8 protein-coding genes are annotated in these 15,235 nt (G+C 33.8%); all 8 read right to left on the bottom strand.

What is annotated here, in order from left to right; translation table 11 throughout:
* Positions 1-4 precede the first annotated feature (4 nt).
* The 8 genes from ftsL to ACWTVK_RS01300 all read right to left on the bottom strand — a co-directional run bounded on the left by ftsL (position 5) and on the right by ACWTVK_RS01300 (position 15,191).
* Positions 5-409, bottom strand: coding sequence for a cell division protein FtsL (gene ftsL, locus ACWTVK_RS01335; protein WP_060924202.1), 405 nt, complete (start codon positions 407-409; stop codon positions 5-7).
* Between the two features lie 21 nt (positions 410-430).
* Complete coding sequence (rsmH, locus tag ACWTVK_RS01330) at positions 431-1,363, bottom strand: 16S rRNA (cytosine(1402)-N(4))-methyltransferase RsmH (RefSeq protein ID WP_456045992.1); 933 nt, start codon at positions 1,361-1,363, stop codon at positions 431-433.
* 9 nt (positions 1,364-1,372) lie between these two features.
* The gene (mraZ, locus tag ACWTVK_RS01325; protein WP_009351750.1) at positions 1,373-1,804 is read right to left on the bottom strand and encodes a division/cell wall cluster transcriptional repressor MraZ; all 432 of its coding nucleotides are present in this window, start codon (positions 1,802-1,804) and stop codon (positions 1,373-1,375) included.
* 264 nt (positions 1,805-2,068) lie between these two features.
* The gene (locus tag ACWTVK_RS01320; RefSeq protein WP_456045705.1) at positions 2,069-9,991 is read right to left on the bottom strand and encodes an ESPR-type extended signal peptide-containing protein; all 7,923 of its coding nucleotides are present in this window, start codon (positions 9,989-9,991) and stop codon (positions 2,069-2,071) included.
* Between the two features lie 378 nt (positions 9,992-10,369).
* Positions 10,370-10,690 (bottom strand): thioredoxin, encoded by a 321-nt coding sequence (trxA, locus tag ACWTVK_RS01315; protein ID WP_060924199.1) that lies wholly within the window; start codon positions 10,688-10,690, stop codon positions 10,370-10,372.
* Positions 10,691-10,699: 9 nt separating this feature from the next.
* Positions 10,700-11,074 carry a CoA-binding protein gene (locus tag ACWTVK_RS01310; RefSeq protein ID WP_456045704.1) on the bottom strand — a complete coding sequence of 125 codons (375 nt, stop codon included), beginning with the start codon at positions 11,072-11,074 and terminating at the stop codon, positions 10,700-10,702.
* A gap of 121 nt (positions 11,075-11,195) precedes the next feature.
* Entirely contained in the window at positions 11,196-12,164 is a 969-nt protein-coding gene (gene gluQRS / locus ACWTVK_RS01305; RefSeq protein WP_456045703.1) for a tRNA glutamyl-Q(34) synthetase GluQRS, read from the bottom strand.
* 117 nt (positions 12,165-12,281) lie between these two features.
* Positions 12,282-15,191, bottom strand: coding sequence for an insulinase family protein (locus tag ACWTVK_RS01300; RefSeq protein ID WP_456045702.1), 2,910 nt, complete (start codon positions 15,189-15,191; stop codon positions 12,282-12,284).
* Positions 15,192-15,235 lie beyond the last annotated feature (44 nt).

The following is a 15,235-nucleotide window of genomic DNA, read 5'->3' as shown; positions in this document are numbered from 1 at the left end:
CCTGCTAGTCTATAATTTGCTGTTTCTCTTGTACAGTGCGTTCAGTAACAGCGCTTTTTGTGCTATAAACAAAAGAATCAGGCAAAACCATCCCTAGTTGTTGTTCTGCGATTTGTTGGATACGAACGGGCGACTTCAAGGAAGCCACTTCAACATCCAAAGCATCATTATCTTTTGTTAATTGTACTACAGCTTGCTGTGTTTTAACTACTTCGTAGCCCAATTTTGTGCTGTATGCATTCATAACCATCATAATAAGCAAAAATGCAACCAATGCAGCAATACCATATACAACTTGCCACATCATAGGACTCAAATCTAGAGCCACACTTGCACTACGTTTTCTCCCTTGTGAAGCGACCAACACATCGCTTTTTACTTGGCCCACAACAGCCTTTCTCGCTAACATAAACACTAACCCCTTCCAATTCTACAACTTGACGGCTACGCGCAACTTCGCGCTTCTAGCCCTCGGATTAACCTCAATCTCCCCTGCACTTGGCTCTATAGCCTTATTCTTCGCCTTCACAACAGCTTTGTGGTTACATACACACATCGGTAGTTCTGGAGGACATATACATGCTGTACTCAACTCTTTGAAAGTTTGTTTTGTAATTCGATCTTCCAAGGAGTGAAATGTGATAACCCCAATTTTCCCCTTTGGTTTCAACATGGATACAGCATCTACAAAACTATCATGCAAGATAGTTAATTCTCTATTTACTTCAATGCGAATGGCTTGGAACGTCCGTTTTGCCGGATGCGGTCCATCTTGACGCGCCTTCGCAGGTATTGCTTGTTTAATAATTCTAACTAAGTCACCAGTAGTGGTTATTCGTTTTTCTTGACGTGCATTAACGATGAATTCAACAATCCGCTTAGCCCATCGTTCTTCACCATAGTCACGGATAATTTGCAATAGTGCTTCAGCATCATATTCATTAACAACTTCCTCTGCTGTTAATGGTGCTTCCTTATCCATCCGCATATCAAGTGGACCATCATTCATATATGAAAAGCCACGTTCTGGTGTATCTAATTGATAACTTGATACGCCAAGATCAAAGATAAAACCATCTACTTCATAGATGCCCTCATTTTGAAGGGCTTCCTTTAAGTTAGAAAAGTTTGTCGGTATCGTTAACACCTGACACTTTAAATCAGATAGACGCTGTCGAGCTACGCTCAATGCATCTTCATCTTGATCTAAACCGATTATCATGCCTTCTGGGTCAAGCATTTCGCCCACTGCGTGCGCATGTCCTGCCCCACCAAGGGTACAGTCCACATAAATGCCTTTTGGATTAGTTACGACGGAGTCCACCGTTTCGCGTAAAAGTACGCTGGTATGATTAAATTCCATCATAGCCTCCTATAACATAATCCCTTCAAGCCCTTCGACTAATTCTTCCATACTTTCAGCCACTTGATCATCATAGTAATCATATTTTTCGCGGCTCCAAATTTCAACGTGATCCCCAGCACCAACAATAACGGCCTGTTTATCAAGGCTCGCATATTCACGTAGTGGTACAGGAATGAGGACACGACCTTGTTTATCATATTCAAGCTCAGCAGCACTACCGAAAACAAAACGTTTTAAGGCACGTACGCTAGCTTTAGTGGAGGATTGTGATTGTAAGGCATCAGAAATTTTCTTCCACGCCTCTTGGGTGTAAATAGCTAAGCAGTCATCTAAGCCCTTTGTGACTATGCACAAATCACCTAGTTGTTCACGTATTTTCGCGGGTATAATCATCCGCCCTTTTGTATCAATGGTGTGATTATATTCTCCCATGAACATACGTATCACCGCCCTTTACTATTCCTTATCCACCACTATATGGTAAATTCTACCACAATTCCCCACCATTCACAATAAAAAATCCATTTTTATCCCACTTTTTTATATTTTTCTTTCATAATCTCTATTTTTCTCGTTTTTTCTTCGATACATATGTTCGAAAATAAATAATAATTGGATCATAAAAAAACCGCGTAGCATTTCTGCTACGCGGTTTCTATACCTACGATAGATTATTATGTAATCCATCGGTTGGGAGGCATATTATTTAGTTGTTTTTACAGCTGCTTTTGGAGCTTGTTGTGGTTGTTGTGCAATCACTTTATCAAGAAGTTCACGAATTTCTTTGTTTTGTGCTTGCAAATCAGCCACTTTGTCTTCAAGAACTTTTACAGTTGCAGGAGATGCTTTAGGAGCTGTAGGAGCATTACCAATACCGATTGTTACACCAGCATTTGCCATTACGCTATGGTCACCACCATAAGCTGCACCAGCATGGATTAACAAATCAGGATTTGCATAATGAGCTACACCCAACGCAGTAGATGTTTTACCTTTGTAAGTACCAACAGCTGCCATAATTTGAGCTTTTTGACCTTCATGGTATTCGATAGGTTTCAATGCTGCCAAAGCTGCTGCATTAGCACCTACCACTTTAACATCACGTTCTACGCTGCTAATGCGACGAGAGTTTTCTGCAATTTGTGCATCATGTTGTACAAGTGTTGCATGATCTTGTAATGCAATGTTAGAAGCTTTCAAGCTATAATTTGCAGCTTCTGCTAATGTACTGATATCTTGAGTATTTTTATTTACTTGTAAGCCCAATACATTAACTTTTTCATTATTTTCTAATGCAATAGCACCAATGTTTTTAGTTAATGTAACGTTTTCATCAACTTTAGTGTTTACATTTGCAATTGCTGTTGCATTGTTAGAAATGTCTTCTGTATTTTTGTTTACTTGTAAACCTAATACACTAACTTTTTCATGATTTTCTAGTGCTAGAGTACCAACAGCTTTTGTTAATTGTGCATTTTCATTAACTTGGTTAGCTACTGCAGTTACACGATTATCTACCTTAGTAATATTAGTAACATTAGTATCTACTTTAGCATTTAGAGTATTGATGTTTGTAGTATTTGTATTAACTTGGCTAGATACTTTGCTAATATTGCTTGTGTTTGCATTAACTTGGTTAGTTACATTTGTAATATTAGTTGTATTTTGGTTAACAACATTATTAATATTAGCAATATTAGTTGTATTAGTATTAACTTGTTTAGATACATCGTTAATAACTTTACTATGTTCATCAACTTTGTTGATTACTTTTTGTACAGTTACATTAGTATTTTGAATTGCTTCAGCATTTTGTTTGATCGCTGCTTTGTTAATATTGATGTTTTCAGTGTTATGTTTGATCGCTTCAGTATTAACAGAAACTTGGCTTTGAACATTTTTAATGCGTTCTTCGTTAGCATTTGCTTTTTGAGTATTAACATTAACTTGTTCTTTCACTTTGTTTACATCAGCGCTTACATTTTGTAAGTTCTTAATTGCTTCAGTATTTTTGCCAACTTGATCTTTCAAACCAGATACATCAGTTTTGATATTGTTGATTACAGTATTTTGATTATTAACTTTTACATCAATATCATTTACCTTGCTATCGATATTAGTTACTTTATTGTTAATATTAGTAACTTTGTTATCAATATTTGTAACTTTAGCATCAATACTCTTCACATCGTTTTTAACGTTAGTAATGTTGTTGTTTACAATATTGATTTTTTGATCAACTTTAGCATTGATGTTTGTGATATCAGCTTTAACTACTGTCACATCAGCTTTAATATTGTTTACATTCTTTTCAACGTTAACAACATTAGCTTTGATGTTATTAATATTGGAAGTGTTATTTTGAATGTTTACAGTATTAGCTTGGATGTTACTATTTTGAGCGTTAATGTTTTGAGTAATATTTTCTACTTTTTGAGCTACATTAACGATTGTAGTATTGCCTTTACCAACTTGACCTTTCAAGGATTCAATAGCTTGAGAGTTAGCATCAACTTTACCAGTTAAGTTATTAATAGCTGTTGTATTAGATTCAATACGACCAGTATTAGCATTTACTTTAGCAGTTACATCTGTGATGTTAGCAGTGTTGCCAGCAACTTGTTTGCTAATGTTTGCAATAGCTGTTGCATTGTGAGCAATGTTAGTTGTATTATTTGTAACTTGTTTGCTTACATTAGCAATAGCTGCAGTGTTATTAGCAATATTTGTAGTGTTAGACTCTACTTTATTGTTAATATTAGCAACATTTGCTTTGACGTCAGTAATAGACTTGCTATTATTAGCAATTGCATTTGCATTAGCTTCAACTTTAACATTTACTTCATTAACTTTGTTATTAATTGTGTTATTAATTACTGTATTATTTTCAGCAATCTTAGCATCAATATTTTGATCTACTTTGTTAATGATTGTTTTGTTATTTTCGTTGATTGCAGTTTCAATGTTTTTGTTAATAACAGTGTTGTTATTAGTAATTGCAGTGTTGATATCGTTTCTAATTACTGTGTTGTTAGCTTCAATCTTAGCGTTGATTGTGTTTTCAACATTAGTAACTGTTGTACCAACTTGACCTTGTAATTTCTTAATAGCATCTTCATTAGCACTAATGCGTCCAGAGTGATCAACGATATTGCCTTGTAAGTAGTCTAAACGTTCATCATGACGATCTACACGACCTTTAAGGCCATCCAAATCACCTTTAACGCCATCAATCTTAACATTTACATCACCAATCTTAGTATTGATTGTATTGTTGATTTGTTTGTTGTTTTCATTGATTTTTACATCGATGTTTTTATCAACTTTGTTAATGATTGTTGTGTTATTAGCAGTAATCTTAGCATCGATATTTTGATCTACTTTGTTAAGAATTGTAGTATTGTTAGCTTCAATCTTGTTATTGATAGTAGATTCGATGTTAGTGATAGTAGTACCAACTTTGCCATTCAATGCTTCGATAGCTTTTGTATTCTTGTCGATAGCAGCTTTGTTATTGCCAATGAATGTACGGTTTTCGATAGCAATTGTACCAGCTACATTGATGTCTTTTTCATTTTGGTCAACACGTTTAGTAAGACCATCCAAGTCACCTTTAATGCCATCAACTTTAACATTTACCTTATTGATTGTATTGTCAATCGTTTTGTTGTTTTCAGCAATCTTAACATCTACAGATTTATCAACTTTGTTAATAATTGTTGTATTATTTTCATTGATTGCATTTGCAATGTTTTGCTTAATTACAGTGTTGTTAGCTTCAATCTTAGTATCGATGTTTTTATTAATAACTACATTGTTTTCAGTAATTTTGTTATTAATAGTAGTTTCGATATTTTGAACTGTTTTACCAACTTGACCTTTTAAATCATCAATAGCTTTCTTGTTATCGCCAATGAATTTACGGTTTTCAAGAGCAATAGTACCTACTGTATTGATATCTTTAGTATTAGCTTTAACACTATCTTCTACTGCTGTGATACGTGTAGAGTTATCTACGATGTTATCTTGTAAGTAGTCTAAACGTTGATCATGACGATCTACGCGACCTTTCAAGCCTTCTACATCACCTTTAACACCGTCAACTTTAACGTTTACATTGTTAATAGTTGTTGTGTTATTAGCAATGTTTGTAGTGTTGTTCGCGATGTTTGTAGAATTTTCAGAGATACGTTTGCTATTATCAGCGATTGCTACTACATTAGCTTGAATATTTGTAGCATTAGTAGCAATGTTAGTAGTATTATTTTCTACTTTACCATTGATATTAGTAATTTGGGTTTTAATATCGTTGATTACTGTAGAAGATTTACCTACTTGACCTTTTAATTCATCAATAGCTTTTGCATTAACATTGATATTTGTAGTGTTATTTGCAATAGCTACTTTGTTGTCGCCAATGAATTTACGGTTTTCAAGAGCAATTGTGCCAGCTACGTTGATGTCTTTTTCATTTTGTTCTACACGTTTAGTAAGGCCAGCTACATCACCTTTAACACCATCAACTTTAACGTTTACGTTGTTGATTGCAGTAGCATTGTTAGCAATGTTAGTAGTGTTAGCATCTACTTTTACATTAGTTGCATCAATACGTTTGCTATTGTCTACGATTGCTTTTGCATTAGCATCAACTTTAACGTTCACATTGTTAATGGCAGTTGTATTGTTAGCAATGTTAGTAGTGTTAGCCTCTACTTTCACATTAGTTGCATCGATACGTTTGCTATTGTCTACGATAGCGTTTGCATTAGCATCAACTTTAACGTTTACGTTGTTAATTGCTGTAGTATTTTTAGCAATATTAGTTGTGTTATTAGCAATACTTGTAGTGTTGTTTTCTACTTTACCGTTGATATTAGTAATTTGTTTCTTAATATCGTTGATAACTGTAGAGGATTGACCTACTTGACCTTTTAACTCATCGATAGCTTTAGCATTGATGTTGATATTTTTAGTATTGTTTGCAATAGCAACTTTATTATCGCCAATGAATTGACGGTTTTCCATTGCAATTGTACCAACTACATTAATATCTTTTGCATTAGCTTTCACACCATCTTCAACTATAGAGATACGTGTGGAGTGATCAGCAATGTTGTCTTGTAAGTAGTCTAAACGTTGATCATGACGATCTACTCGACCTTTAAGGCCATCTAAATCACCTTTAAGACCGTTCAAGTCACCTTTAACACCATCAATCTTAACATTTACATCACCAATCTTAGTATTGATTGTGTTGTTGATTTGTTTGTTATTTTCATTGATTTTTACATCGATATTTTTATCAACTTTATTAAGAATAGTAGTGTTATTTGCATTGATTTTAGCATCAATGTTTTGATCTACTTTATTAATGATTGTTGTGTTATTATTATTGATTTTTTGATCAATATTTTGATTAATAACAGTGTTATTAGCTTCAATCTTAGTATCGATATTTTTATTAATAGTTACATTGTTTTCTGTAATTTTGTTATTAATTGTAGTTTCGATATTTTTAATTGTAGTACCAACTTGACCTTTTAATGCATCAATAGCTTTAGTGTTTTTATCAATAGCAGCTTTGTTATTGCCGATGAATTGACGATTTTCCAAAGCAATATTGCCAACTACATTAATGTCTTTTGCATTAGCTTTCACACCATCTTCAACTACGGAAATACGTGTGGAATGATCTTCAATATTACCTTGTAAGTAGTCTAAACGTTGATCATGACGATCTACACGACCTTTAAGTCCATCCAAATCACCTTTAACACCATCAATCTTAACATTTACTTCACCAACTTTTTTGTTGATTGTATTGTTAATTTGTGTATTATTTTCGTTGATTTTCACATCAATGTTTTTATCAACTTTGTTAATGATTGTTGTGTTATTAGCATTGATTTTAGCATCAATATTATTATCTACTTTATTGATAATAGTAGTATTGTTAGCTTCAATCTTATTATCGATAGTTTTATTAATTACCGTATTGTTTTCATTGATTTTATTAGTAATTGTATTTTCGATATTTGTGATTTGATTACCAACATGACCTTTTAACTCATCAATAGCTTTTTTGTTAGCACCGATAAGTGTACGGTTTTCAATAGCAATTGTGCCAGCTACATTGATGTCTTTTTCATTTTGAGCTACACGTTTAGTAAGACCATCTAAGTCGCCTTTAACACCATCAATTTTTACATTTACATTGTTGATATTATTATTGATTACTTTATTATTTTCAGTAATCTTAGCATCAATGTTTTGGTCTACTTTATTAATAATTGTTGTGTTATTATTATTGATTTTTTTATCAATATTTTGGTTAATAACAGTGTTGTTAGCTTCAATCTTAGTATCGATATTTTTATTAATTACTGTATTGTTTTCATTGATCTTATTAGTAATTGTATTTTCGATATTGGTGATTTGTGTGCCAACATGACCTTTTAATGCATCGATAGCTTTTTGGTTAGCTTTTACACCATCTTCTACAACAGAGATGCGTGTAGAGTTATCAGTAATATTATCTTGTAAGTAGTCTAAACGTTGGTCATGACGATCTACACGGTCTTTAAGGCCATTTAAATCACCTTTAACACCGTCAACTTTTACATTAACGTTATTAATTGCAGTTACATTTGCGTCCACTTTGCTATTGATATTAGTGATATTGTTTTTAATATCTTTAATATCTACTTGAACATTACCGATGTTTTGACCAACTTTGCCTTTTAAGTCAGCAATATCTTTAGTATTGATATTAACTTGATTTTGAGTATTAGCTACGTCAGTTTTAATTGTTTCATTATCTTGTTCAAGCGCCTGGATGCGACCTTCATGATTGCTTAACGCTTCATTGTGATAGTCGAATCGTTTCATCAAGTCAGTATGATTTTTATCAACTTTAGTATTTAATTCAGTGATTGCAGTCGCATTTTTGTTGATATTCGTAGTGTTATTAGTGATGTTAGTAGTATTAGCATCTACTTTAGCACTTAAATCAGTTACAGAATTATTAATCTTAGTAATATCAGCTTTAACAGCATTAATTTTATTATCAACGTTAGTATTTACTTGATTGATAATAGTTGTGTTGTTAGCTTCAATTTGAGTATTAATATTTTTGTTAACTTCATTAATAATATTTGTTTTGCTATCGTTGATTTTTACATCTACATTCTTATTAACTTCATTGATAATCTTAGTGTTATTTTCACTAATTTTATTATCAATAGTTGTGTTAATATTATTAATTGTTGTGCCAACTTTACCTTTCAAATCATCAATGGCTTTTTTGTTATCGTTGATAGCTTTTTTGTTATCACCGATAAGTTTACGGTTTTCCATGATGAAAGTATTATTAGCGTCAATATTTTGTGTGTTATTTTTAACTTTAGCAGTTAAATCAGCAATAGATTTGCTATTATTATTAACATTTACAGTTAAGTTGTTAATAGCTTTTTTATTATCACTAACTTTAACATCTACATTATTGATATTTTGATTGAGTTCATTTTTAACATTAGAAATGTTAGTATTTAACTCATTTTTCGTATTATTGATAGTTGTTTTAATATCATTAATCTTAACATCTACATCTTTGTTCACATTGTTAATAATAGTAGTGTTATTATTTTCAATTTTTTGATCTACTTGATTAAGAATTGTAGTGTTATTGTTTTGTATTTCATTTTTAATATTTTGATTTACTTGATTAATAATATTAGTATTATTAGCTTCAATATGTTTTTTTACACTAGCATCAATGTTAGTATTTACATTATTAACAACATTATTTGTAATATTAGTGATTTTATTATCTATTTTTACATCAATATCGTTGTTAATTTTAGTAAATTTAGCATCAATATTATTGTTAATATTTGTGATGTCTTGCTTAATATTAGTGATTTGAGTGCCAATATGACCTTTTAATCCTTCAATATCTTTGCTATTTTTATCAACTTTAGCGTTGATATTAGTAATATTAGCATTGATTTTATTAATGTCAGTTTTTACACTCTCAACCTTATTATTAACAGTATTAATATTAGTAGTATTGATATCTACCTTTTTATTTACAACGTTAATGTTATGTGTATTTTTCTTAACATTTTCAACATCAGTAGTTACAACTGTATAGTAGTTATTAATTACGGTATTACCATTGGAACCGCCTTTTTTAGGGATTTGTTGTTGCTGCTGTTGTGGCACTTGTTGTTGCCATTGTTGCTGTTGTTGCGGCACTTGTGGACGTGGACGTCTTTGTTGCTGCTGTTGCTCTTGTTGCGGCACTTGTTGTTGCCATTGTTGTTGTTGCTGTTGTTGTTGCTGTTGTTGCTGTTGGTCTAATTGTTGTGGATCAACTTGATGTTGATCTTGCATATGACCCCAAGCATTTTGATCAGGTGTTAACCATCTTTGGCTACCAATAAGATCAGCTCTAGCCCAATCCTCAGGGCTGGATGCATTAGCAACACCTCCAGAAAAGCTAGCCGCCAAAATAACGGCTGCTACAATTGTAGTAGCAGATTTTTGGTGAGACTTAGCTAACTCAGACGTTACGACATAAGCGTGCTTCGTTGCACTCCATACAACTTTGAATACCTTATTCATATTAAGTTCCCTCCCAACATTTGTGGCTCTCACCCCACAATGAAGAAATAAATCAAATATTGCACTCTTTTCACTAAATATTCACAATATTTAACATAATACTACCATATATTATTTTAAATTTCCATTAAAAAATTAATAAGTTAAACTTATGCTTCATTTTTTACTCATTAAAAATCAAGGAATCACCCGCATAAACACTGTGTTATTAATAATATTGAATTATGTAAAATGAAAATTTATATTTTATTTTAATTTTATATTTATGCGATACTTTTTATTTACTTCTATAGAAATTATGAAAAAAACCTCATCAATGTATGTTTTATACATTGATGAGGTTTTTTTGCCTCTATTTATATAGTTTTATACCGATTATTAGAATTTAGATTCAATGGCACCTTGAAGGTCGCCTTTTGGCATGAAGCCAATTTTGCGATCTACTACTTCGCCATCTTTTAAAATAACGAATGTTGGCAATACTTCAACTTGTAAGTTACGTGCTAATTCAGGTTCTTCATCAGTGTTCACTTTTACAAAGTTAGCTTTACCTTCAAGCTCACCTGCGATTTCTTCGATGATTGGCATCATACGTACGCAGTAACCGCACCATGGAGCCCAGAAATCAATAACAGTAACGCCACCTTGATTTACTAAATCTTGATATTCAGCAGTTTTTAATTCTTTTAATTCGCTCATTGTACCCTCCTACGGTAGTTGAACTAATACACAATCTTGAATGACATGCAGGTTTAAAGCATGTGCTTTTTCAACAACAGATGGTTTATCCGCTCCCGGTTGTAACCACACAGTAGGAATGCCAAGTTCTTTACATTCATCTAATGAAGCTAAACCCGCTGTTTCTGGCACAACAAAATCTACCACAGCTGGTACAACAGGAAGTGCAGAAAGACTAGGGTAACATTTGTTACCATCTATCTCTGCAATATTAGGATTAACTGGATATACTTCATATCCGTGATCTTTAAGACATTTATAAATCTTATAGCCGAACTTTTCGGTTTTATGAGTGGCTCCAATAACGGCCCACACTTTTTGATTTAAAGCTTGTTGAATTGTCATTTTGACCACCTCTTGTATACTATTATAACAGGATATCGAATATTGTCAATATAGCATATCGAATTTTATAGTTAAAGAATTATACTCTTTTAGCAAATATTTCAGAACTAAAATCAATCTATTATCGCTTAATAACAATTGTTTTTTCTCTTAAACTAGAACACGATAGATCTAAATTCACTAACTCAGAAAGGTTTATTTCTCGATGAGTATATCTGTTTTCATCTATAAGACCACCAGCGACAGCTAATTCCCATAAAATTCTAGATGCTGACCATTGCTGTTCTCGTAGTTCACGGATTGTAATACTCTTTTGACGCTTAGAAAGTCTATTTCCATCTGTATCTACTAAAAGTGGTGCATGACCATACTTAGGAACTTCTATATCTTTATAAGAATAGCATTGTTGTAATGTATTATATAAATATAATTGTTGCCCTGTTGTATCAAGTAAATCATTACCGCGAATCACTTCAGTTATTCCCATAGCTATATCATCTAATACGACTGCCAAATTATATGCGTACATACCATCACCACGACGTAGTACATAATCATCTAATTCGCATTCTAAATGGATATGTTGAGCCCCCTGCCAGCGATCATAAAAATTTAAATCACAAGTATTCACAGCTAGGCGCAAGGATGGCTCTTTAGTATTACGTAAATCTTGTATTTCAAAATCACGTAAATGCCTACATTTACCATCGTAACGATGAACTACTTCTCCTGCATGAGGCGCTGATGCTATAGATTGTAGCCGTGCTCTATTACAAAAACAAGGATAAATTAGCTTTTCTAATGCTAGATGTTCTAATATGTCCGCATAATATGTTTGTCTTTCACTTTGCCAATAAGATACCTCAGGTCCACCTACACGAGGCCCTTCATCCCATTCAAAGCCAAGCCATTCTAAATCATCTAGTAAAGCTTCACCTAATTCTCGTTTTGACCGTTGCAGGTCTATATCCTCCATCCGTACAACATATTCTCCTTTTTGTTGGCGTGTAGAGATATATGATAAAAGTGCTATCCACACATTACCAAGATGAATATATCCTGTTGGACTAGGCGCAAATCTACCTTTCATGAGAACTCTCCTATAGCAGAAAACAAGTGGCATATTCATTATGAATATGCCACTTATCCATCTAAAGATATGTCAAACTAAAAATTAAAGCAATATCATTTATAGATATGAAATTATTTAGCCTAAAGACACAATGTTATCAAAAACATTACCAGCATCTTTAATTTTTTGTTCGTTACCCATTGTGCAAATATGATTATCATTCAATACAGGTTCTACTACATCTGCTAGTGCAACAATATCTTCTGGCTTACATGCAATCACTTGTTTACGGAACTCTACTTTGTCCTCTAGTTTAGCACCACTGAAGTACATACCCATTGCACGTGGTCCACGCAACGCTGGCGTCATTGGCAAGTCTAAAGAACTCATAGTACCAATAATATATTTACGCATTTCACGATCAGTCAATGTGAAGTCACGAAGATATTGAGGCAACTCTTTATATACATCTAAAGTTTCTAACAAGTTAGGATCACGATAACTACAGAAAATCATATTGCCATCATCATAGAAATTAGCAAATGCTCCGTAAGCACCACCTTGAACACGAATACGAATCCAAAGGTATTCATAACGTAATATCGTTTCTAACACGCTCATTGGACCAACATGTTTGAAACCATGATCGATGAAATTACCACCTTGAGCTACGTATTGAACCTTACCAGCTGTAACGATACCATCATTACCGGAAAGACGAGTGATTTGTAATACATCATTACTCAATTCAGTAGTATCCCAAGTCTCAACCAATGGCTTCATTAGGTTTTCAAAAGCTCCTAATTCGCCTTCTTCACCAACAAACATAATATCTACATTATTAGCACGGAAAATTTTACGAGCTACTTCAGCTAATTTTTCCGGTAATAATGGCAACGCTGCTGGATTAGATGCTAATTCGCTGATTTTTTGATAGTAACCTAAATTGCCATTATCTCTAAACTTACCAACTGCAGAAACTTGAGCCATAACACGTTGACTCACGATAGAATTACCGCGGCGGAATGCCTCATTATCCCAAATAGCTTTGCTTTCTTGAACAAGCTCAGTTAAACGGCTATCATCACTGTAATCTGCCTTTTGTACCACTTCATTAATCAAGCGACATAAATCAGGTAGTTTAGCATGTAATGCTTTTGCACGTACAATCATAAGAGGTGTAAACTCATCGCGCTTACCATCTTTACTAATGGCCGTAATGTCAGAACTCAATCCACCTAAATTCATATTGATATCTTTAGCTAGTGCTTCATAACCGCGCTCGGATGTGTCAACACGCCCGAGGATATCACTTAAAATATCAGCGTAGAATAAGTCCTCTTCTGTGAGGCAGTTCAATTTAAAGTACAAGCCTACATAATTGATACCTTTTGTGAAAGTAGGCACAAAATGTACTGTCGTATTACTAATTTTACTTTCACGGCGTTCTACAGCTTCCATATTAGGATTTAAATCAGATAACTCGAGCAATGGAATAGACGCTAGAGCTTCATCACTATCTGGAGTTTCTTGACGAATTTTAAGGCGTTTTGTTTGTTCTACAATCGCGTCAATCTCCTCTGTTGTCATATTCGCTTTTACAGCAGCTAAATGTTCTTTAACCTCTGCATCTTTACGCTCTTGAAGACCACGTTCAGGATAGATAGATACAAGAACTTTATGGTTATTATTCAAGATAGAATGACGAATTAAATCTTCGAAATATGTACCAGCTAAGCCGTTTCGAATATTCGTTAACGCCTCTTCATAGTGTAATAGTTCCAACGGGTCATTATCGTATAGCCAATTATCCATCATACGAATAATATACGCTAAACCGATAGGACGTCCACCGAAATCACTTTCACGAAGAGCAAATTCAATGCTATTCAAAGAAGCCTCTAATAATTCTTTATCTAAGCCTTTGTCACAAAGATCTTGTAAGGTAGATTCTACAATACGTTGCAAGTCAGCTTGTTTATCTAAATTAGAACCTGTAGCTTGTACAGTCCACATAGGTTGACGAATGCTATCTAAATAATAGCCGCTTACGTCAGAGCCGATACCAGCTTTTACCAAAGCTTGTTTCAAAGGCGCCGCTGGAGATGTCAACAAAGCATGTGTTAACACTTCAAATGCCAAGCTGTGTTCTGGTGTTACATCAGGCAATACATACGCAAAGGAGTGCAATGTACGATTGTCTGTTGGCTCCTCAGAACCTACACTATACGGATAGCTCACCACTTTACCTTCTGTAAATGGAGCTTGTAGAGCTACCTCAGTATGAACCTCAATAGCATCAAAATGGCTTAAATACTCATCATTCAAGAATGCTAATTGCTCTTCAATATTCATATCACCATACAAGAAGATATAGCTATTAGATGGATGATAGTGAACACGATAGAACTCTTGGAATTCTTCATACGTTAAATCTGTAATATAGTCAGGATCCCCACCAGAGTCAACACCATAAGTCGTATCTGGGAAAAGCTCGCGCATCATTTGGCGTTCCAATACAGAGTCAGGAGATGAATAAACACCTTTCATCTCATTAAATACAACGCCTTTGTAGGTGAGTTCATCATCTGCATTTTCTAGCTCATAATGCCAACCTTCTTGCATTACGATTTCTGCATCTTCGCGAACACGTGGGTAGAATACTGCATCAAGATATACGTCCATCAAATTATGGAAGTCTTTATCGTTCTTGCTGGCTACAGGATACATTGTTTTATCCGGATATGTCATAGCATTCAGGAACGTGTTTAAAGAACCTTTTACAAGTTCAACAAAGGGCTCTTTCAATGGGAATTTTCGAGAACCACATAGAACAGAATGCTCCATAATATGTGCCACACCTGTACTATTGTGAGGTGTTGTTCTAAACGCAATATTGAATACTTTATTAGAATCTGGTGAATCAATATAAATTAAACGAGCACCAGACTTTTCGTGCTTCATTTCATAAGCGGTACCATTGATCTCATCAATGCGCTCAATGCGGTCAAGGCGAAAGCCAGAATAAACCTTATTTATTTCCATGCTGTCCCTTCTTTCTATATAAATATAATTAATTTCTTCCTAAC

This window comes from Veillonella sp. Ser01, from assembly GCF_053850375.1.
This window is presented reverse-complemented; position numbering and strand designations above follow the sequence as displayed.